This window comes from Mucilaginibacter sp. GW822-FHT03E02, assembly GCF_058801545.1.
In genome coordinates, this window is record NZ_JBXANJ010000001.1 from 1,081,421 (window position 1) to 1,102,833 (window position 21,413).

A 21,413-nucleotide genomic window follows, 5' to 3' on the forward strand; every position below is an offset into this window, starting at 1 on the left:
TTATTTTGAATTGAGTTTTCCGGAGGCCGCCAGGTGTATCGCTTTTCGTATTCTGGAATAGGTTCCGCACCGGCAAATATTACCACCCATTGCATTGTCAATATCCTGATCGGTCGGATGTGGATTTTCCCGCAAAAGCACGGCCGCCGACATGAGCTGACCGGACTGGCAGTAACCGCACTGGGCGACATCCAGTTCCTCCCATGCCTTTTGGAGGGGATGGTCGCCGGCTGCACTCAATCCTTCAATGGTGACTACCTTCTTATCTCCGATATGGGCGATAGGAAATACACATGAACGCATGGCTTGTCCGTTCACATGGACCGTACAAGCGCCGCACTGGGCGACTCCGCAACCGAATTTTGTCCCCAGCATGTTCAAATTGTCCCGCAGTACCCATAAAAGCGGGGTATCTGCATCCGCTTCCACCGAAACGGTCTTCTTATTGACGGAAAACGTATATTTTGGCATAATGATCAGCGTTAATTCATTAAGATATACTATATGGCACATTCGTAACTTTTGTGAATACTTCGGATGTACCAGGATGTTAAAGATTCAAATTCAATAATCAGGGTTATCAATAATTACAATTAAGAACAAACGGAAAAAGCGGAACCATTCCCCGGGGGACTACGCAAGTTAAACTAATTGAGTGACCGGTATTCCTGCGGCGTTTGTCCTGTACGCTGTTTGAAAAGCCTGGTGAAATGCTGCGGATATTTAAAACCAAGTTCATAGGCGATCTCACTCAGCGACTTTTTAGGGTCAAAGATTCTTTCCTTGGCCATATCCATCACTCTGGACTGGATATAATCCAGCGCTGATCTGCCGGTCTCCTTCCTCACCAGATCTCCAAAATAATTGGCAGAAAGGTGAAGTTGCTCCGCACAATAGGCCACAGTAGGCAAACCATTACGCTGCGGCTTGTCGGACTCAAAATACGTATTTAGTAATTCCTCAAAACGTTCCAAAATGCCTTTGTTGGCTACTTCCCTGGTGATAAACTGACGATCATAGAACCGGATGCAATAATTGAGCAACAACTCGATATTGCTCACAATAAGTGTCTTGCTGTGTTTATCGATCGCATGCTGTAGTTCTGTTTCTATTTTTTTCAGGCAATCGTAGATGACTTTGCGCTCGGCACTGGACAAATGCAGGGCCTCATATACCTCATAAGAGAAAAAGGAGTATTCCTGGATATGGCGCCCTAAAGTGGTTCCCCTGATAAAATCCGGGTGAAATACCAAGGCCTTCCCCAGTGGCTGATAAGGCTCCTTGGACTCGATGCCGATCACCTGCCCGGGAGCAACAAATACCAGCGTCCCTTTTTCATAGTCATAGTAATTACAGCCATAGCGCAGATCCCCACATTTTATTTCCTTTAAAAACACCGTATAAAAACCGAAACGCTGCTTTCGTATCGTACGCAGATCCGCTTTGGAAAGGTCTATCACATTAACCAGCGGATGCGGGGTCTCGTTATTGTTAAACTTGTTATATTGATTGATCGAGTCAAAACTGATAATATCTTCCATCACTTAACATTTTGTATATCAAATGTAAGCCATTGGTGACCGAGTTCGAAAACAAGCCGCTGTAATCAGTGAAATTGGTAAGTAATTCAGTAATATGTATAAGTGAATGGGCGATGATAGGCTATGACCATCCCCCGACTGCAATGGACGGATTCCTATGGACTTGCAGGAGGCCATGACCGGGTTATCCAGGGGCCGGACAAAAGTCGCTGAGGCCATCAGTGATAATGGTAAGTAATCCAGTAATCTGTATAAGCAATTAGTGAAACAGACAACAGAACTTTGGAACTGTCCGATAACAAATCATTCAATGGCGATTTCCATGAAAAAGAGGATATTAGGGAAACAGGGTTTAGAAGTTTCCGCAATAGGTTTTGGCTGCATGGGTTTAAACTTTTCTTACAGCCACGCGCTGGAAAAGCAGGATGCCATCGCACTTGTGCGGGCGGCGGTTGAAAGAGGCGTGACTTTTTTTGACACCGCTGAAATGTATGGCCCCTTCACCAATGAAGAGATCGTTGGTGAAGCCCTGGAACCCTTCCGTAAAGACGTGGTACTCGCCACCAAATTCGGGTTTAATATCGAGGGCAATAAAATGGCAGGACTGAACAGTCGGCCTCAGCATATCAGGCAGGCCGTTGAAGGTTCATTGAAACGCCTCCATGTTAATGTGATCGATCTTTTGTATCAACACCGGGTTGATCCTGACGTGCCGATCGAGGACGTTGCCGGAACAGTAAAAGACCTGATCGCCGAGGGTAAAGTGCTCCACTTTGGACTATCTGAAGCCGGTGTAGATACGATCCGTAAAGCACACGCTGTTCAACCCCTTACTGCAGTGCAGAACGAATATTCCATGTGGACACGTAAGCATGAAGGCGGGGTGTTTCCGGTGCTGGAAGAATTAGGTATTGGACTGGTGGCCTACAGCCCGCTCGGCAAAGGTTTCCTGACGGGTAAAATAAAGGAGGACACCCAAATAGCCGAAAACGATTTCCGTCACCAGTTGCCACGATTCCAGCCTGAAGCGATGAAAGCTAACCAGGCATTGGTTGACCTCCTGAGCGCTATAGCCTGTGAAAAAGATGCCACACCTGCACAGATTGCGCTGGGTTGGGTATTGGCTCAAAAGCCATGGATCGTTCCCATTCCGGGTACAACGAAGCTGGATCGCCTGGATGAGAACCTGGGCGGGGCAGCAATAGAGCTTACCAAAAGTGATCTGGACAACATCGCAAAAGCTTTGAAGTCCGTAAAAATAGAAGGCGAACGCTATACCGAGGCGTTGGAAAAAACAACCGGTTTATAAATCAACAAAAAATTAAACTATGAAAACCAGCTTAACCGCACTGTTCTTGCTGATATGCACAGCTGTATCTGCTCAGTCAACGGACGAATCAAACCTGCTCAAACTATCCGCTCAGATTTTCAGGTGGGAAGTAGAAAATAAGATTGACTCACTTGAAAATACCCTGGCTGACCGCCTTGTGGTGCTGAATTCTGCCGGGGCCACGCAAACGAAAGCTCAATATCTCGCCCGTCTCAGGAGCGGGGAATTTGTGCATAATGACATCCGGGTTGAACAAAATGTGGCTACGGTATCCGGGAATACGGGGACTGTTACCGGCAAGGGAATTTTTAAGATAACCGTCAACGGCAAGCAGGTAACACCACATCTGACCTACCTGGAGGTATTCACCAGGGCATCATCCAACGGGGCCTGGACCTTACTGGCGCTGCATGCCAGCGTTATTCCGGAGCAGTAAATTCTTCCCGGCGGGTTACAACAGGAACAATAATATTAATATTAAAAATTATGCGAATCAAAAAAGACGTCATCGTATTAACCGGGGCAGGTCAATTAGGAATGGCTATCGTCAGGCGAATGGGTTATGGCAATAAAATTTTTGTCGCTGACTGGAAGCTGGAAAATGCCCAGGCCATCGCAAAAACATTGACGGAAGCCGGCTTCGATGTAATTCCCTTTAAAGTGGATATTTCCTCTAAAGAATCTGTTTTGGACTTGATTAAAGCCGCCCGGAAGGAAGGCGAGATCTCCATGTTTATCAATGCAGCAGGGCTATCACCGAGCCAGGCCTCTATCGAACATATCCTGGCAGTGGATCTTTACGGAACGTCACTCTTACTGGATGAGTTCGGTAAGGTGATCAGAGCGGGTGGAACAGGAGTTGTTATCTCCAGCCAATCCGGCTATAGAATGCCGGCTTTAACCCCTGATGAAGACAGGCTGCTCGCTACAACACCGGTTGAAGAACTGTTGCAATTGGAAATGCTGCAACCCGAAAATATCAAAGACACGCTTCACGCTTACCAAATGGCCAAGCGTGCCAACGGTAAAAGGGTAATGGCAGAAGCCGTTAAATGGGGTGAAAGAGGCGCCAGGGTAAACGCCATTTCGCCGGGTATCATCATCACCCCTTTAGCGCTGGACGAAATTAACGGACCAAGAGGAGAATTCTACAGGAACATGTTCGCCAGGAGCCCTGCCGGCAGGCCCGGCATTGCTGATGAAGTAGCCAACGTTGCCGAGTTGTTGCTGTCTAATGCCGGGGCATTTATTACCGGTTCGGATTTCCTGATCGACGGCGGCGCTACCGCCTCTTACTTCTATGGTCCGCTTCAGCCGGAAAAAAATTAAAAAATATCGTCATGACAACACTCATCAATTTTCATTACGGTTACGTTATCGTTTTTTGCTGCTGCCTGATCATGGGTATCAACATCGGATTGGCGATGAGTTGCGCCGGAATATTTTACAAACCGGTAAGTTCAGAATTAAAGGTTTCGGTCGGCGATTTCGGTTTATATATGACCTTCATCTACCTGTTTTCTACCCTTATGCTGACGAAGGCAGGTAAGCTAATGGACCGGTACAGTGCACGTTGGCTATTGACCTTAAGTTCGGCCCTCCTGGGAGCTGCCTTCCTTTCGATGTCTGCTTTTAATGCGGTCTGGCAGTTTTATATGGCCGGAGCGGTCATTGGCTTAACGCTCGCTTTCCTGCTATACCTGAGTTACCCGACGATGATCAACCGCTGGTTCAATGCGAACATCGGTTTTTTCATTGGTCTTTGCAGTGCCGCTTCAGGGATTGGCGGAGTGATCTTTAATCCTTTAGGCGGCTATTTGATCGCTCACTACGGCTGGCGTAACACCTACCTCGTTTTCGGGGGTATCGTACTTATCCTGGTTACACCCTTGCTGGCTTTATTACTGCGGGATTATCCTGCTGACAAAGGCCAGAAAGCTTTTGGTGTAAAGCAGACTGAAACCGTAAAAACCGGGGTTGACTACGCTTCGGCGATCAGATCTCCCGTGTTTTATTCGCTGATCGTTTTTGCCTTCCTGATGATCTCGGTTTCCACTATGAACTTATTTCTACCGGCCTATGTGGTTAGTTCCGGTTATTCGGTTGCGCAGTCGGCTGTCGTAGCTTCCGCCATCATGTTAGGGGTGACCATAGGCAAGGTCGCTTTGGGCTGGATCAACGACAAAAATTCGTATTACGGTATCATTGCTTCCGTGGGAATGGGAATTGCGGGTTTTGTCTTTTTATTATTCGGAAGATCCGGGATAGCCGTTATGACCGGCGGGGGATTTTTATTCGGCTGGGCATATGCCGGTGTAACCGTTGAAACGGCTTTACTGGTAAGGGCAGTGTTCGGCGGAAAAGATTATGCCAAGATATTTTCCAATATCTCGATTGCTTTAGCCGCGGGAGGTGCGCTGATGGCAGGCGGCTGGGGTTATCTGGCCGACCTGATCGATTTTAAAGCTATCCTTACTACCGGCATTGTGTTGCTGGCCCTTTCCGGCATCTTAGGATATTACGCCTTAAGAAAGCGTAAACTATTCCATGATCAGCGCCAATGAAGTGATATTTTTCACTGATCAGTAATAATGGTAAGCATTACAGTAATCTGTATAAGCTACAGGTAAAAAAGAGACCTCAATTTTGTACTGTCAGAGAAATTTTATTATTTATAAATGGAAACTACCAAAGTTAAAGCCTTCGGAACAGAAGCTGCCGAAGCATCATTAAAACCATTAAGCATCGATCGCCGCGAACCGCAGGCAACGGATGTAGAAATCGAAATTTTGTTTTGTGGCGTTTGCCATTCAGATTTGCATACGGCACGTAATGATTGGGGCGGAACCATCTACCCGGCAATACCGGGACATGAAATAGTGGGCCGGGTTACCCGTGTTGGTGCTGAGGTAACCAGGTTTAAAGCAGGTGATCTTGCAGCGGTTGGCTGTATAGTGGATTCCTGCCGCACCTGCCCAAGCTGTAAGCAAGACCTGGAGAACTATTGTGTGCCTGGATTTACCAGCACCTACAATTCGCCCGATAAGAATATCGGCGGTCAAACTTACGGCGGTTATTCAGAAAAAGTTGTCGTACACGAGCATTACGTTTTAAGCGTTCCGGAAAACCTTGACCCGGCTGCCGCTGCACCATTGCTTTGTGCAGGTGTAACCACCTGGTCACCTTTGAAGCACTGGAATGTGACTGAAGGAAGCAACGTTGCCGTTGTTGGCCTGGGCGGATTGGGGCATATGGCTATTAAACTGGCCAAAGCATTGGGGGCTAACGTTACCTTGTTTTCCCGTTCGGCTAGCAAAGAACAGGACGCATTGGACTTAGGCGCAGACCGGGTGATCATTTCTACTGATGAGGCACAGATGGCTGCTGTTAAAGGGGAATTTGACCTGATCATTGATACGGTGCCCTACGTTCATGATATCAACCCTTATGTGTCAACCTTAGGGATCAGTGGTACGTTGGTTTTGGTGGGGTACTTAGGTCCTTTGGATCCGTTCCTTAATTCGGCACCAATGGTAATGGGCCGTAAGGCAGTTGCGGGATCTGTAATAGGTGGTATAAAAGAAACCCAGGAAATGCTTGATTTCTGCGGTAAGCACCAAATTGTTTCGGAAATCGAAATCATCAAGATGCCCTACATCAACGAGGCGTATGAGCGCATGCTGAAAAGCGACGTGCACTATCGCTTTGTCATAGACATGAGCACCCTGTAAATAAAACTCCAGCAAAAAGCCTGACCACCTGTGTCAGGCTTTTTGTTGATACCAATCAGCATCGCAGGCTTTACTATCCCACAACCGTTCGCCCACCTTAAATATTGGGGGCACAAATAGTTTCTGCGGCAGGCAGGAAAATCTTCTTCTACCTTTCCCGGGGCATTGGCAAGTATTTCGATATTTCAGAAAAGACCGCTTCAGACACTGCTTTGAAGACAGCTATCGGCTTCTGCGGCAGGTGCCGGCACAGATCGCCGCTCAATCAGTGATAATGGTAAGTAAACCAGTAATCTGTATAACAGCAATCAAAAATATTGAAGAGATTTTTGTATCAGGGTAAAGTTGTGGTTTTTCTAACCAACTGGCCCTGTAGGTTCCGGGCTCAAAGGGCATGGATTCCAACCTGTCATTATACGATGTCAAAACTGATGAATAAGTAATATGCGCTCAAATACATCCGATCCGAAATGAAAATATGTTTGAAAAGATTTAATAACCCCTTAGGCATTCTTAAATACGGCCTTATCGCTGTGACAACGATCCATGCATCAGCCTTTGGACAAAACCTGTCCCTGAAGGCGGCGATAGAAAAGGGAGTAACCAATTATGGAATCGTAAAAGCAAAAAACAATTATGCTGCCGCCTCCCGCGAAACGATCAGCCAAATGAAAAGAGAGTACCTTCCCAATGTCAATTTATCCGCGCAGCAGGACTATGGTACCGTAAACGGCCAAAATGGTCCGTTGTATGGACTGGGAGGTCTGGGCGTGGCATCCTCCGGACTGCCCCTGGCCAGCCAAAACTGGAATGCGGCCTTTGGTGCGCTATACCTCATCAACACCAACTGGGAGTTCTTTAATTTTGGCCGTAGCCGGCAGCGGGTAAACGTTGCACGTGCTGATGCCCAGCGCTACCAAAAAGATTATGAACAGGAGGTTTTTCAGCATAAGATCAGGATCTCTGCGGCCTACCTTAATTTACTGGCAAGCCAACGACTGCAAATTTCTCAGCAGAAAAACCTTGACCGCGCTGAGATCTTTTACCGCAATATTTCCGTGCGGGCAAAGGGCGGACTATTGCCCGGTGTGGATTCTACCTTAGCCGCCGCAGAAGTATCAAGGGCCAAAATAGTCCTCAACCAGACCCTGGAGCAGGTCAAAGTCCAGAACAACGAATTGGTAAGATTGATGGGTATTGCACCCGAAAATTTCATTACGGATACGGCTATGGTTTTAAAAGCGCCTCTGAGCATTGAAGCATTTAAAGCTGTTTCCGACACGGTTAACCATCCAACCCGCCAATATTTTAAAAGCCAGATCACCTTGAGCAAACAGCAGGAACAGCTGTTTAGAAAGGAATACATGCCTTCTTTTTCATTTTTTGGTATCTATCAGGCCCGCGGTTCGGGCTTTGGCAACGATTACGCCAGCAACCAGAATTCATATAACCAAAACTACCTGACCGGTATAAACCCTACCCGGCAAAATTATTTGTTAGGCGTTGGACTCGTATGGAACCTGACTACCATTGCACGATCGGCTAAGAAAGTAAGCTACCAAAAGCTGGTCAGCGAAGGGCTGGAAAACGAATATCAGGCGATTGATGTAGAATTGCGTGCCCGTGACGATGCGGCCAACGCCCGGCTCGATTACTCCTTCCGCAATTACCTCGAAGCCCCAAAACAAGTGAAGGCCGCCCGCCAGGCCTATCTGCAAAGAATTACACTTTATAACAATGGCCTGACTACTCTTACTGATGTTACTACGGCACAGTATACCCTTAATCGTGCCGAAACTGACCGGGATATTGCATTTACCAATGTATGGCAGGCCTTACTGCTGAAAGCGGCCAGCACCGGTGATTTTACCATGTTCAGCAATCAACTTTAAACATCAGACATGAAATTAATAAGATTTGCACTGCGGCAGCCCATTACAGTTTTGGTCTTTGTAGCAGCCTTGTTCTTTTTCGGTATCAGCGCAATTCGCAGTATCAAGATTGATATTTTACCAAAAATGAACCTCCCTGTTATCTATGTGGCACACCCTTTTGGTGGTTATACGCCAGACCAGATGGAGGCCTATTTTGCCAAGAACTATGTAAATGCCATGCTTTTTGCAAACGGCGTGAAGTCAATTGAAACAAAGAATATACAGGGCTTAACCTTAATGAAGGTTACCTATTACGAAACCACCAATATGGCGCAGGCCGCTGCCGAACTTTCTGCGCTGACCAATCGGGCGCAGGCCATATTTCCCCCGGGTTCTCAACCGCCGTTCGTTATTCGTTTTGATGCATCATCCCTGCCTGTAGGTCAGCTGGTCCTGAGCAGTAAGACCCGTTCCAACAACGAACTGCAAGACCTGGCGAACGTCTATGTGCGTGCGTCGTTTACCTCCATCCCCGGATTATTATCGCCGCCGCCATTCGGTGGCAGCCCGCGAACCATTGAGGTAAATGTCGATCCGCAAAAGCTACGTTCGCATAATCTTACCCCCGATCAGATCGTGGAAGCCATCAGGTTAAATAACCAGACAGCGCCCTCCGGCAATGTGCGGGTAGGTGATATCAATTATATTACGCCAACTAATAATACCATTAAATCACTTAAAGACTTTGAAAGTATCCCTCTTTTTAAAGGCGATGTAGCCAATATCAGGCTTGGGGATGTGGCCAATATTAAAGACGGTGCCGACATCACACAAGGGTATGCATTGGTTAATGGCAAGCGCTCGGTCTATATCAGTATTGCCAAAGCAGCTGACGCATCGACCTGGGATATCGTGAAGCAACTAAAAGAGAGCCTTCCCAGGATAAAAAGCACCCTGCCTCCTGATGTTGATATTACCTATGAATTTGACCAGTCTGTGTACGTGATCAATTCGTTAAGAAGTTTGCTCACAGAGGGTGCTATTGGGGCCATTCTGACAGGTTTGATGGTCATCCTGTTCCTGGGAGACAAAAGAGCTGCATTGATCGTGATCATGACTATCCCGATATCACTGATTTCCGGTGTCCTGTTCTTAAAATTATTTGGCTTTACCATCAACCTGATGACTTTAAGTGGCCTGGCGCTGGCCATTGGCATCCTGGTTGATGAAAGTACAGTAACCATTGAGAATATCCACCAGCATTTGGACATGGGTAAATCAAAAGCCAGGGCCATCATTGATGCCTGCGGGGAGGTTGCGCTTCCCAAGCTTCTTATCCTGCTTTGCATCCTGGCCATATTTGCCCCGGCATTTACGATGGCCGGCATTCCCGGCGCCTTATTCCTTCCGCTGGCTTTAGCCATCGGTTTTTCCATGGTGACCTCCTTCCTGTTATCGCAGACCTTTGTACCCGTTATGGCTAACTGGCTGATGAAAGCGGATGCCAAACACGGCCAGGAGCCGGGAAAAACCGGGCATAAGGAAGGTCGATTTGACAAGTTCAGAAATGGCTTTATGTCCATGCTTGAAAAGTTAACAATGGCACGCAGGACGGCATCCCTCATCTATATTTTTTCTGCTATTATACTGGCAGTGATCATGCTTAATGTTATCGGCCGGGACGTGTTCCCTAAGGTGAACTCAAGCCAGTTTCAGCTCCGACTACGCGCCCCGGAGGGCACCCGTCTCGAAAGAACTGAAGAACTGACACTTACCGCGCTGCACGAAATAGAAAACATGGCCGGAAAAGACCATATGGGGATATCCTCGATTTACGTGGGCATGCATCCGACGCAGTTTTCCGTGTCGCCGATCTATCTTTTCATGGCGGGGTCGCAGGAATCAGTTTTCCAGATTGCGCTCAAAGATATCCATACCGATATGGATGCTTTCAAAGATTCTTTACGCGTCAGAATCCTGCAGAAAATGCCGCACGTAAAATTATCGTTTGAGCCTATCGAACTGACCGATAAAATATTAAGCCAGGGATCGCCTACGCCAATTGAAGTCCGGCTGGCGGGCCGGGATAAAGCCCAGAGCGCCATTTATGCCAATAAACTCATAACTGCCATGCAGAAATTGCCGAATTTCAGGGATGTGCAACTGGCGCAATCCATCAGCTACCCGGCGCTGAACATTGATATTAACAGAACAAGGGCAGCACAGGTAGGGGTTGACATGAGCCAGGTATCGCGGTCACTCATCGCATCAACATCCTCTTCGCGTTATACCGAAAAAAACCTTTGGATAGACGGCAAGGCAGGCTTGTCTTACAACGTTCAGGTACAGGTGCCGCTTAACCAGATGTCTACGGTGCAGCAGATCAACGAGATCTCGCTGCTAAACAATAATATCCGCCCGGTCATCGGTGATGTAGCGTCCGTTAAACCGGCGGTAACCAATGGCGAAAGCGACGACCTGGGCGCACTGCCTTATTTATCTGTAACAGCCAACACGGACCACACCGATTTGGGTACGGCTTCTAAACAAGTAGCGGAAATCATCGCCGGCCTGGGTACGCCGCCGCGCGGGTTAACAATCGAACCTATTGGCTTAAGTCTGGTTTTAAACGAAACATTATCAAGTCTGCAAACGGGCTTGCTGGTTGCCATCGTTGTCATCTTTCTGATGCTGTCTGCTAACTTTCAATCCTTTAAAGTTTCGCTGATCATCATTTCGGCAGCACCGGCTGTAGTATTGGGCTCATTGCTCATGCTGCTGGCCACCGGCTCGACCCTTAACCTGCAATCTTATATGGGGATCATCCTGTCTGTTGGTGTGTCCATAGCGAACGCGGTATTGCTGGTAACCAATGCTGAACATTTGCGGCGACAAAACGGCGATGCACGCAAATCCGCCTTAGAAGCCGCCTCACTACGTTTAAGGCCGATATTGATGACCAGCGTTGCCATGATCGTAGGTATGCTGCCAATGGCCATAGGACATGGCGAAAGCGGCGAGCAAACAGCTCCACTGGGCAGAGCTGTTATCGGAGGATTGCTGTTCTCAACGTTCGCCGTACTGATCATTTTACCATTGATCTTTTCATGGGCTCAGGATAAATCAACCACCGCCTCGGTATCGCTTGATCCGGATGACGACCAAAGCAAATTCTATGATCTCGAAACAATCTCAAAATAAGCATATGAAATCACCCTATATCATTATGGCCATCGCCTTCACGGCCATCGCATTTTCCGGCTGCAGCAGCGGCGAAAAAGGCGGGCAGGCCATGGCTGATACAATAGCCAAACCGGCCGCGACACCTGTTTTTGAACTACAGCGCAGATCGATCAGCTCAGAGATCTCCTTGCCGGCCGAACTTGCCGGCTTCAAACAGGTTGACCTGTTTGCCAAGGTAAACAGTTACGTGAAAACGCTGCAGGTGGATATCGGAAGTGAGGTAAAAGAAGGCCAGGTGCTGGTGGTATTGGAGGCTCCGGAAATCAGCTCTCAATTAGCGGCAGCCGCTTCCCGTCTCCACTCGCAGGAAGCTGTATATGAGGCAAGCAGCAGCACCTATAAGCGATTGCTCGAAACCAGTAAAGTAGAAGGAACGATTTCAAAAAATGACCTGGAAGTCGCGTTCAGCAGGCAGAAGTCGGACAATGCACAGTTGCAGGCTGCCCGCGCGGCGTACAGGGAAGTGCGGGTCACACAAAGTTACCTGGTGATCAGAGCTCCCTTTACAGGCAAAATCACAGGCCGTAACATCAATACAGGTGCCTATATAGCACAGGGAGCAACTGTACCTATGCTGACGATACAGGATCAGCGTAAACTCAGGCTGGCTATATCCGTACCTGAAGATTATACCGGTTACCTTAAAACGGGCGATAGCCTCAGCTTCACAGTGAATGCGCTGAAAGGGGAACTTTTTAAGGCAAAGATCAGCAGGATGTCCGGTGCACTCGATTCACGCCTGCGTGCAGAACGTGTGGAGCTTGATGTAGACAACCGTCACAGTGACCTTTTGCCGGGTATGGTTGCCGAGGTTAAGCTGCCGCTTAAAAGTAGAAAGATGCCATTTGTCGTCCAAAAAACAGCTGTAATGTCAACCAGCGAGGGGGTATTTGTGATACGTGTGGAGAATGGCAAAGCAAAAAGAGTAAAAGTGGAGCAAGGCCTGACCGAGGCGGATGATATAGAAATATACAGCGATGAGTTAAAGGTAGCAGATAAATTGATCACAAAGGCAAGTGAAGAGATCCGGGAGAACTCAGCAGTCCATATGCAATAGCGGTACAAAACGATCCCGAGTCGGCCGGCTAAGGGCTGATTCCTGAACATAAGATAACATTACATAAATTATGATGAAAATAACAGAAGCAGCCATCAGGAATCATGAAGAACTGATGCCGAACCATCAATCAACGTTGAAAGAAACTGATCCGGAATTCATCACTTTGTTCGATAATTTCGCTTTTGACGAAGTGATCGCTCACGATGAACTGCCGGTAAAAACCCGGCTGACCGCTATATTATCGGCCGCTATCGGTGCACAGGCCCTTACCGAATATAAAGTAATGCTGGGTGCCGGCCTACATGTCGGCCTGACCCCTGTCGAGATCAAAGAGATCCTTTACCAGTCGGTAGCCTATGTTGGGGTAGCTAAAGCAATTGACTTTTTACATACAACGAATGAGTTCCTGGTTGCGAAAGGGTTTACGTTGCCTCTTGCCGGACAGTCGACTACTTCCGCAGAAGACAGAATGGCAAAGGGCCTGGCCGCACAAAAAGCGATATTCGGCGATGCGATCGATAACATGTACGCCCAGTCCCCAAAAGACCTCCTGCACATACAACAATTTCTTTCAGGGAATTGCTTTGGCGATTACTATACCCGAACCGGGCTGGACCTTAAAACCCGTGAACTGGTTACGCTTAGCGTGCTGATCGCATTAGGCGGTACGGAGCCGCAAATCAAAGGACATATACGCGGCAATTTGAATGTTGGCAACGGCAGGCAAATGCTGATCGATGTCATCACGCAACTACTGCCATACGTTGGTTATCCAAGGACTTTAACCGCATTGGCCTGTTTAAATGAAATCGCTCCATCGGAAATAGCAAATAACTAAATAGGGCCAACAACAGTTAAAGCGTATGATCGGCCTGTTCTTTTAATAACGGAAAATTGTAACATGAAAATCAATATAAAAGCCAACCTGGCCATCCTGGCGCTGAGCCTGATGATAAGTAGTTCATCAAATGCACAAACGGCTAAAACTGCTAATCTCTATGCAGAAGGACAGATCGCACCTCCGCAAAATTTTACCGGAACGGTAAGAACAAATATGCTTGCGGGCAAAGCGGATGGCATTAACTGTTCAGTCGGTGCCGTAACTTTTGATCCTGGCGCGAGGACAAACTGGCATCAGCATCCCGGCGGGCAGGTACTGATCGTAACCGAAGGTACCGGATATTACCAGGAAAAGGGTAAACAGAAACGGATCATTCGCCGGGGCGATGTGATTGTTTGTTTGCCGGGCATTTCTCATTGGCATGGAGCCTCGTCTGATAGCAGCATGACCCATATTGCAACCGTGCCGGATATCAGAAATGGTGCTGCGATCTGGCAGGAAAAGGTTACCGATCAGGAATACGCTGCGAAGTTATAAATTTCCATCCGGACAGCATCAAATGATCTTTGGTCATCCTGTAACCTATACCGGTATATAAAAATGACCCGGTAGCCAGTACCCGGCCTGCCGGATCATTTCCAAATGAAAATTTCATTGCCTTCCAGGAAACATTCAGATTCAGAAGGCTTTGGCCATCATCAATGGGAGCAGTTATAGCTTACCGGCGTATACCTGTGTTTGCCCACCGTCAACCACCAGATTGACACCATTGATGAATTCGCTGGCATCCGAAGCAAGAAAAACTACGGCATCTCCGATGTTCTCCGAAGTACCCATGTGACCAACCGGGATCTGTGAGGCCAGGGTGTCCGCAAAGGCATCGATCTGCGCTTTAGATAATCCCTGTACGGTCTCATACCCCTCTGTCGGTACGGCCCCGGGACTAACCACATTTACCCGTATTTTGCGGGCTTTTAAATCCGTTGTCCAGCAGCGGCCCATGGCTATGATAGCCGCTTTGGTGGCTGCATAACAAGTATAATCAGGTAAGCCGATCAGCGCTGTCATGGATGAGGTCAGGATGATCGAACCTCCATCTTTTAAAATCGGGAGCATGCTTTGAACCGTAAATAAATTGCCTTTGATGTTGGTATTGTACATCGCGTCGAAGAATTCTCCGGAAATTTCACCCAGTTTACTGACTTTGTAATAGCCTGCATTGGAAAGAATGATATCCAGGCTGCCTTTTTCCTCCTTAATCACCGAAGCGACATGAAGCATATCATCATTATTGGACACATCCGCCTGTATCGCACGCACGTTATCGCCGATTTTTTCCGCGGCCTTCTCAAGTACGTCCAGTCTTCTACCCGTAATATACACAAAGGCACCGGCCTCTGCCAAACGTTTGGCAGCTCCAAAACCTATCCCTGTTCCACCACCTGTGACCAAAGCCACTTTTCCATTCAAATTATATGTTGACATGATATTTAAAATTAGATTCCTATAAATTATTAATTCTCAAAGTCGCTGTCTGCCGAAACTTCTTTCCATTGTTCAAACTCTGCGAACCGGGTATGGTAATAGCTTTCAACGGCAGGGATCGCTCCTTTACTGATCAGCAGGCGTACCGGGGGATTTTCGGAATTCACTGCTTTGACCAAACCTTTGGCCAGTTTGGCGGGATCGCCTGCCTGGTTGCCGTTCATCGTACGGAATATTTTTTCCAAAACTTCGCGCTGCTCCTGGTAAGCCTCATTTTTCAGGTCAGGCAATTGCATGGATGCTTGTTCGTTGGCGAAATCGGTGCGGAATGCTCCCGGCTCCAGTAACATAAAGCGAATACCGAACGGTTTCATATCGATGTTCATCCCTTCCGACCAGCCCTCCAACGCAAATTTGGATGCGCTGTAAACTGAACCGCCGGCTACAGATTTAATACCGGAAGTCGAGCTCACCGTTACTACGAAACCTGATTTTTGCTCACGCATGACAGGCAAAAAGGCACGCGTGATTTTCATGGTGCCAAACACGTTGGTTTCTATCTGCCGGCGAATGGAGTCTTCAGACATTTCTTCAAAATAGCCCAGCAAACCGTAACCAGCATTATTGACCAGTACGTCAATTCTTCCAAAATGGTCCAGGGTGGCCTTTACCGCAGCAGAAACCTCTCCATCATTGGAGATATCCAGTTTTACCAGTAATAAATTAGGATGGTCCCCTAACGTTTCTTTGGCACCGTCAATATTTCTGGCAGCAGCGACGACATTGTAGCCATTCGCCAGCGCTTCTTTGACCATGGCCGCACCCAGTCCCTTGTTGCCGCCGGTTATAAACCATACTTTTTGATTGTTATACATTTTATTGGTATTTGATTATTTATTAATGCGTGCTGCTATGACATTGGCCAGCAGTTTCCTGCCGGTGTCGCCCTTTGCCTTGCCAAATTCATTTTCCAGGAGAACGATCAGTTGGTTAATCTCCTGCTCGCTTAACCCTACCTGCAAAGCGGTATTTATATGGAACTGCGCCTGGGGTTCCAGGTCGTTCATGGTAAGTATGGCCGACACCGTTGCAATTTCACGATCCGCATAAGAAAGCAAATCGCTTTCATAAGCGTCGGCGAAGATGTACTCCTTCAACTGTACATCAATTTTCGGTATAAAACCCATGGCGCCAAATTTCAGCGCTTCAGCGCTTAGTCCGGTGATGCGAAGGTGCACTTCCTCGCCCCGTTCATACCTGCTGCGGGTACCGGAATATGCAGATGAAGCAGGACCATCAGTATCCTGAACGCCTTTCGCCTTTCTTTCTTCCAGCACCCCCATGAAAATATCTACGCCGCGAATTCCCCGTGGAAATCCGCAGTATAAATTCATCTGCAGAAAGATCTCTTTAATTTGATTGATGCTTAATCCGGCATCCAGGCCTTCATCGAGGGATTGAGTTAATTTAGGGGTATCGCTAATCGCTGTATAGGCTGCTATCAAAGCGATCTTCTGTTGTTTTGCGCTAAGCATAATGGTATGATATTTAATTTCTTTTGCAAAAGCATTTGGACTGACCATGTATAAGAAGTCCATCATTTCCCACTGATTCCTGCTGATCATTCCTTATCTGTTTGCTCCTACAAAGGACACAAAAAAGCCACAGTAGCGTGTTGCTCTGCGGCTCAAAGAATATTGTTGTGCGGCTCAATTTTATCGTCCGGGAGAAAACCCATAATGCTTTTTGAAAGCCAGTGAAAAATGCGATTGGTTCTTGAATCCCACTTCAAAATAAACGTCTTTAACCCGCTTACCTCCGTATTTCAGTTTTTCATACGCTTCCTTCAGCCGCCGCTGGATCAGCCATTGCTGAGGTGAAACACTGCTGATCTTTTTGAAATCACGCTTGAACGTGGCCAGGCTCCTGCCGGTAAAGGCGGCTATTTCCTCCATGGTTAGCTCATACCTGAAGTTTTGTTCCAGGTACTCCATAATGTCGATCTTCCAGGGCTCACTGAAATCAAAGAGGCATTGATAGAACATTGGGTCGATATTCAACAAGGAATAGATCCCTTCCTGCATTTTGAGCTCCATCAGTTTCTCCGGCGGTATTACCGATTTGTCAAAGTAGGGCAGCATGGATTGAAAAAGGCTGTCAATATTGGCATTGTTGTTAATCCTGATGACGCTGAGCAATTTTTTCAGTCGCTCAGCGGGCATGTATGCCTTGTCCGCCTTTTGGAAAAAATCCCGCAGGTACTGGCGTTTGAAAATAAGGAAGATACCTTTAAAGGGCTCAGCAGCGGATGGCTGCTTGGTCATGATAACGCGGTTATCCCGGCGGATAAATATACTTTCGCCTTTTCCGATGGTCGTTTTCTTTTTTCCTTCTTCGACCATGAATTCGCCGGAATATACATAAAGCAGCACGTGGTTCCTGGCCATCTGCGTGCACTGCCTTTCATTGTTATGCAGGTAGCTGAAAAAGATGTCCGAATAATTAAAGGTCAGGGAATCACTGTTGATAAGTTCCATAAAGCTCGCGGTATTAGTTCATATGATATTCAAGTTCAGTCATAGCGGAAAATCCCGGTTAGCTGATTGATAGATAACTCCTGTAAATCATGCAAACGGCATGTGCCGATCCTGATAATTAATTTTTCAGGGAGGCCATATCTATGACAAAACGATAATGTACGTCGCCTTTCAGCAAACGGTCGTAAGCCTCATTGATATCATCGATATGAATCATTTCGATATCGGCTGTGATACTGTGCAGGGCACAGAAATCCAGCATTTCCTGGGTTTCTGCAATCCCCCCGATATTGGAACCCGAGAAGCTTCGTCTGCCTTTGACCACATTGAAAGGATTGATGGCCAGATCCTTCGGTGGCAGCCCCACCAAAACAACGGTACCGTCAGCCCGCAGCAGGTTCAAATAGACGTTGATATCATGGTCGGCGGATACCGTATCCAGGATCAGGTCTAAACTATCTGTATGTTTTTGCATCTGTTCAGCATCTGTTGACAAAACAGCATCGTCTGCACCAAGGCGTTTAGCATCGGCAACTTTGGCATCAGAGGTAGTCAGTACCACTACATATGCGCCGAGCGCTTTTGCAATTTTAATGCCTATGTGACCTAAACCCCCGATACCCAATATTCCCACCCTTTTGCCAGGGCCGATATTCCAGTGTTTAAAAGGTGAGTATACGGTGATACCGGCACAAAGCAGTGGCGCGGCCGCGGCTAATTCCAGGCTTTCCGGAATGTGTAAAACATACCGTTCGTCAGCCACATAATTCTCGGCATAGCCACCATAGGTCGAGCCACCTAAATAGACGTCCTTTGAGTTGAAAGAGAGTACTTCGCCTTTGCAAAACATCTCCTCATCCTGCAGACAATACACGCATTCCCGGCAGCTGTCTATGATACAACCAACGCCGGCCAGATCACCCACCTTGAATTTAGTAACATGGCCGCCAACGGCTGTAACACGCCCGACCATCTCGTGACCAGGTACCATCGGGTAACTGGAACCACCGAAATCATTATGCGCCTGGTGCATATCCGAATGACAGATACCGCAGTATAAGATCTCCAATTCAACATCATGTGCCATCAGTTTCCGGCGCTGTATGGTCATTGCTTTCAAGGGCATTTTGGCACCTAAAGTGCCATAGGCTTTGATATTTTTTGTTTCCATATTCTGATAAATTTAAAATTGTTTGCTGATGGACAGTTTTTCCCCTTTCTCCTTTCCGTCATGTTCTTACCTGATCATTGTGGAAAACCATTTAATGATCGCAGGATCCCGATGACTAAAGAACAGACTACGCTGGGTGTCAAGCGACTGAATAGACTGCATGTCTTCGTCGGACAATTGGAAGTTAAATACGTCCAGGTTTTCTTTGAGTCGCTCTTTCCGGACTGATTTGGGTATGACAACGATGTCACGCTGTATGAGCCAGCGTAAAATAACCTGCGCCACTGACTTTCCATATTGCTTGCCAATAGCGCTAAGCAGTTCGTTTTGGAACATGTTATTTTTGCCTTCCGCAAAAGAGGCCCACGATTCCATTCTAACGCCGTTTTCTGTTAAAAATGCAAGATCTGTTTCCCGTTGGTAGAATGGATGGGTTTCGATCTGGTTTACCGCGGGTACAATCTTGTTATTGACGATAAGGTCCATTACCCTGTCCGGATGAAAGTTACTGACGCCGATCGCACGAACTTTACCCGCTGCATGCAACTCTTCCACCGCTCTCCATGAACCGTGTACATCTCCGTAAGGCTGGTGAATGAGGTAAAGGTCCAGGTAGTCCAGCTGTAGTTTATTTAAGGATAGCTCAAATGCTTTCTTTGTTTTTTCATAGCCGTTATCTGCAATCCAAAGCTTGGTCGTAATAAATAATTCTTCTCTTGCTAAACCGCTTTGTTTGATTGCTGCTCCTACTGCTTCTTCATTCCGGTAACCTGCTGCGGTATCAATAGAGCGGTAACCCAATTCCATTGCATCTAAAACCGTTTGTCTACATACATCATACTCGGGGATCTGGTAAACGCCCAATCCTAAAACCGGCATTTCAACGCCATTATTTAATATTACATTTTTCATATAGATGGTGGTTTCTGATAATTGCCGGAACAAAGGTCAGGTCTTTGACCCGATCTGAACTTATATGAATTACTGTTTTACCTACCAGTTTTACAGGTGGCTTACTTCCATGCATTTTTACCGATTTGGCCCTGTGTAGTTTTAAGTAATAGCAGCAGCATGATAACGGCATATCAGGTTGATCATTAACATCGCATATCTCCGCAGGACCGTTAAAAGAAAGATCCGTTATCAGTAAAATTGGTAGGTAAAACAGTAATATGTATAAGTGATCTTATGATTTGTCAGGGTAAATTTGAATAAATCGTGTTATCTGGCGGATGTCCCCACTTCTTACGTAAGAAATGACCGATTATATGCGTCAGATCGCGGATTTGTTGAAATCTCGATGGTATAAGACGCTCCGGATCAAACCCCGGTATTTTTGTATTTTGATTTCCGGCAAATGCCATTGGATTTAAGAATGACCGGCAAATGAAACAAAACAGACCTATCAAATGAACTGTAACCATCTATCAAAGGAATAAACTATGATTTCACTAAATGTTAACCAAAAGACCTACCGGATCGATGCTGATCCTGATATGCCGTTGCTATGGGCGATCAGGGATATCATCGGCCTGACAGGGACGAAGTTTGGCTGTGGCGTCGCGCAATGCGGTGCCTGCACTGTTCATTTAAACGGAGAGGCGGTCCGTTCCTGCGTCACCAAGGTCAGTCGTGCCGAAGGTCAAAATGTCGTAACCATTGAGGGTTTATCACAAAACAATGATCATCCCGCGCAAATAGCCTGGAATGAGGAAAACGTACCGCAATGCGGCTACTGTCATTCCGGTCAGATCATGTCGGCCGCCGTGCTGTTGCGCGAGAACCCTGATCCCAATGATGAAGATATAGATTCGGCAATGGCCGGTAACATCTGCCGGTGCGGAACCTACCTGCGTATCCGGAAAGCAATTCACCTGGCTGCCAGATTGCAGAGAAAGGAGACCGTAAAAAAATGAGAAAGCAAAATAAAAATCACGCTGCCCGGAAGTTTCCGCTGAAAGCACTGTCCGTGATCATCGGACTTTTTTCCATGATCTGCATAATGGCATTCGCGGTGGGCGACTCCAACAAAAGCCCGGAAAATAACAGGGCAGACATCCCTGCTGTAAAAAAAGACAGCGTGGCCTCCGTTAAAGCATTCCAACAGGTCTATACGGTATTGATGAGTGCCCGTTGTATGAATTGCCACCCTTCAGGAAATATACCTTTACAGGGCGAAGACAGCCACCTGCACACCATGTCGCCCCGCAGGGGTATTGATGGTAAAGGTGTTTATGCGATGAAATGCTCAAATTGCCACCAGCCAACCAATACCCCGGGCCTGCATACGCCTCCGGGAAACCCTAACTGGCATTTGCCACCTGATGACATGAAGATGGTATTTCAGGGCAGGACACCTCGTCAGTTAGCCAAGCAATTGATAGATCCTAATCAGAATGGACATAAGGATATGAAGAAACTGATTGAACACGCCGATGACGGGCTGGTTAAATCCGGCTGGAATCCGGGCGAAGGCCGAAAACTTCCGCCAATGAGCCATGCGGCCTTCAAAAAAGCATGGTTGACCTGGTTACAAACAGGGGCTTATGCACCGAGTAAATAAGAAGCTTATCAGTTGTCAATTACCAATAAATGCTTAA

General features: G+C 47.1%; 21 protein-coding genes. 12 read left to right on the plus strand and 9 right to left on the minus strand.

What is annotated here, in order from left to right; all coding sequences use genetic code 11:
* Together AC1RM2_RS04265 and AC1RM2_RS04270 are read right to left on the minus strand one after the other, a co-directional pair.
* The gene (locus AC1RM2_RS04265) at positions 1 to 471 is read right to left on the minus strand and encodes a (2Fe-2S)-binding protein (RefSeq protein ID WP_492983718.1); all 471 of its coding nucleotides are present in this window, start codon (positions 469 to 471) and stop codon (positions 1 to 3) included.
* A gap of 176 nt (positions 472 to 647) precedes the next feature.
* The gene (locus tag AC1RM2_RS04270; RefSeq protein ID WP_492983720.1) at positions 648 to 1,541 is read right to left on the minus strand and encodes a helix-turn-helix domain-containing protein; all 894 of its coding nucleotides are present in this window, start codon (positions 1,539 to 1,541) and stop codon (positions 648 to 650) included.
* A 322-nt stretch (positions 1,542 to 1,863) separates the two neighbouring features.
* Between AC1RM2_RS04270 and AC1RM2_RS04275 the strand changes: the two genes are divergently transcribed.
* The 10 genes from AC1RM2_RS04275 to AC1RM2_RS04320 all read left to right on the plus strand — a co-directional run bounded on the left by AC1RM2_RS04275 (position 1,864) and on the right by AC1RM2_RS04320 (position 14,157).
* Entirely contained in the window at positions 1,864 to 2,850 is a 987-nt protein-coding gene (locus AC1RM2_RS04275; protein WP_492983722.1) for an aldo/keto reductase, read from the plus strand.
* 19 nt (positions 2,851 to 2,869) lie between these two features.
* Positions 2,870 to 3,307: a nuclear transport factor 2 family protein gene (locus AC1RM2_RS04280; RefSeq protein WP_492983724.1), complete on the plus strand. Its 438-nt coding sequence runs from the start codon at positions 2,870 to 2,872 to the stop codon at positions 3,305 to 3,307.
* A 50-nt stretch (positions 3,308 to 3,357) separates the two neighbouring features.
* Positions 3,358 to 4,200 (plus strand): SDR family oxidoreductase, encoded by an 843-nt coding sequence (locus AC1RM2_RS04285; RefSeq protein ID WP_492983726.1) that lies wholly within the window; start codon positions 3,358 to 3,360, stop codon positions 4,198 to 4,200.
* Between the two features lie 11 nt (positions 4,201 to 4,211).
* A complete protein-coding gene (locus tag AC1RM2_RS04290; protein ID WP_492983728.1) occupies positions 4,212 to 5,435 on the plus strand; it encodes an MFS transporter in 1,224 nt (407 codons plus the stop codon).
* A 114-nt stretch (positions 5,436 to 5,549) separates the two neighbouring features.
* Complete coding sequence (locus tag AC1RM2_RS04295; protein ID WP_492983730.1) at positions 5,550 to 6,602, plus strand: NAD(P)-dependent alcohol dehydrogenase; 1,053 nt, start codon at positions 5,550 to 5,552, stop codon at positions 6,600 to 6,602.
* Between the two features lie 533 nt (positions 6,603 to 7,135).
* Positions 7,136 to 8,494, plus strand: coding sequence for a TolC family protein (locus tag AC1RM2_RS04300; protein ID WP_492983732.1), 1,359 nt, complete (start codon positions 7,136 to 7,138; stop codon positions 8,492 to 8,494).
* A gap of 9 nt (positions 8,495 to 8,503) precedes the next feature.
* Complete coding sequence (locus tag AC1RM2_RS04305) at positions 8,504 to 11,677, plus strand: efflux RND transporter permease subunit (protein WP_492983734.1); 3,174 nt, start codon at positions 8,504 to 8,506, stop codon at positions 11,675 to 11,677.
* A 4-nt stretch (positions 11,678 to 11,681) separates the two neighbouring features.
* Positions 11,682 to 12,776: an efflux RND transporter periplasmic adaptor subunit gene (locus tag AC1RM2_RS04310; protein ID WP_492983736.1), complete on the plus strand. Its 1,095-nt coding sequence runs from the start codon at positions 11,682 to 11,684 to the stop codon at positions 12,774 to 12,776.
* A gap of 70 nt (positions 12,777 to 12,846) precedes the next feature.
* The gene (locus AC1RM2_RS04315; RefSeq protein ID WP_492983738.1) at positions 12,847 to 13,617 is read left to right on the plus strand and encodes a carboxymuconolactone decarboxylase family protein; all 771 of its coding nucleotides are present in this window, start codon (positions 12,847 to 12,849) and stop codon (positions 13,615 to 13,617) included.
* 63 nt (positions 13,618 to 13,680) lie between these two features.
* Positions 13,681 to 14,157: a (R)-mandelonitrile lyase gene (locus AC1RM2_RS04320; protein ID WP_492983740.1), complete on the plus strand. Its 477-nt coding sequence runs from the start codon at positions 13,681 to 13,683 to the stop codon at positions 14,155 to 14,157.
* Here the strand turns inward: AC1RM2_RS04320 and AC1RM2_RS04325 are convergent.
* From AC1RM2_RS04325 to AC1RM2_RS04355, 7 genes are all read right to left on the minus strand, one after another.
* Positions 14,126 to 14,275 carry a hypothetical protein gene (locus AC1RM2_RS04325; protein WP_492983742.1) on the minus strand — a complete coding sequence of 50 codons (150 nt, stop codon included), beginning with the start codon at positions 14,273 to 14,275 and terminating at the stop codon, positions 14,126 to 14,128. The two genes, AC1RM2_RS04320 and AC1RM2_RS04325, sit on opposite strands and share 32 nt — an antisense overlap.
* A gap of 56 nt (positions 14,276 to 14,331) precedes the next feature.
* Complete coding sequence (locus tag AC1RM2_RS04330) at positions 14,332 to 15,105, minus strand: SDR family oxidoreductase (RefSeq protein WP_492983744.1); 774 nt, start codon at positions 15,103 to 15,105, stop codon at positions 14,332 to 14,334.
* Positions 15,106 to 15,134: 29 nt separating this feature from the next.
* Positions 15,135 to 15,980, minus strand: coding sequence for an SDR family oxidoreductase (locus AC1RM2_RS04335; protein ID WP_492983746.1), 846 nt, complete (start codon positions 15,978 to 15,980; stop codon positions 15,135 to 15,137).
* A gap of 15 nt (positions 15,981 to 15,995) precedes the next feature.
* Complete coding sequence (locus AC1RM2_RS04340) at positions 15,996 to 16,730, minus strand: carboxymuconolactone decarboxylase family protein (protein WP_492983748.1); 735 nt, start codon at positions 16,728 to 16,730, stop codon at positions 15,996 to 15,998.
* 90 nt (positions 16,731 to 16,820) lie between these two features.
* The gene (locus AC1RM2_RS04345; protein ID WP_492983750.1) at positions 16,821 to 17,642 is read right to left on the minus strand and encodes a helix-turn-helix domain-containing protein; all 822 of its coding nucleotides are present in this window, start codon (positions 17,640 to 17,642) and stop codon (positions 16,821 to 16,823) included.
* A gap of 118 nt (positions 17,643 to 17,760) precedes the next feature.
* Entirely contained in the window at positions 17,761 to 18,813 is a 1,053-nt protein-coding gene (locus AC1RM2_RS04350; protein WP_492983752.1) for an NAD(P)-dependent alcohol dehydrogenase, read from the minus strand.
* A 66-nt stretch (positions 18,814 to 18,879) separates the two neighbouring features.
* The gene (locus AC1RM2_RS04355; protein WP_492983754.1) at positions 18,880 to 19,725 is read right to left on the minus strand and encodes an aldo/keto reductase; all 846 of its coding nucleotides are present in this window, start codon (positions 19,723 to 19,725) and stop codon (positions 18,880 to 18,882) included.
* Between the two features lie 530 nt (positions 19,726 to 20,255).
* Between AC1RM2_RS04355 and AC1RM2_RS04360 the strand changes: the two genes are divergently transcribed.
* Together AC1RM2_RS04360 and AC1RM2_RS04365 are read left to right on the plus strand one after the other, a co-directional pair.
* Positions 20,256 to 20,729: a (2Fe-2S)-binding protein gene (locus tag AC1RM2_RS04360; RefSeq protein WP_492983756.1), complete on the plus strand. Its 474-nt coding sequence runs from the start codon at positions 20,256 to 20,258 to the stop codon at positions 20,727 to 20,729.
* Positions 20,726 to 21,376, plus strand: a complete 651-nt coding sequence (locus tag AC1RM2_RS04365) for a hypothetical protein (RefSeq protein ID WP_492983758.1) — start codon at positions 20,726 to 20,728, stop codon at positions 21,374 to 21,376. Before AC1RM2_RS04360 ends, AC1RM2_RS04365 begins: the two co-directional genes overlap by 4 nt.
* Positions 21,377 to 21,413: the final 37 nt, after the last annotated feature.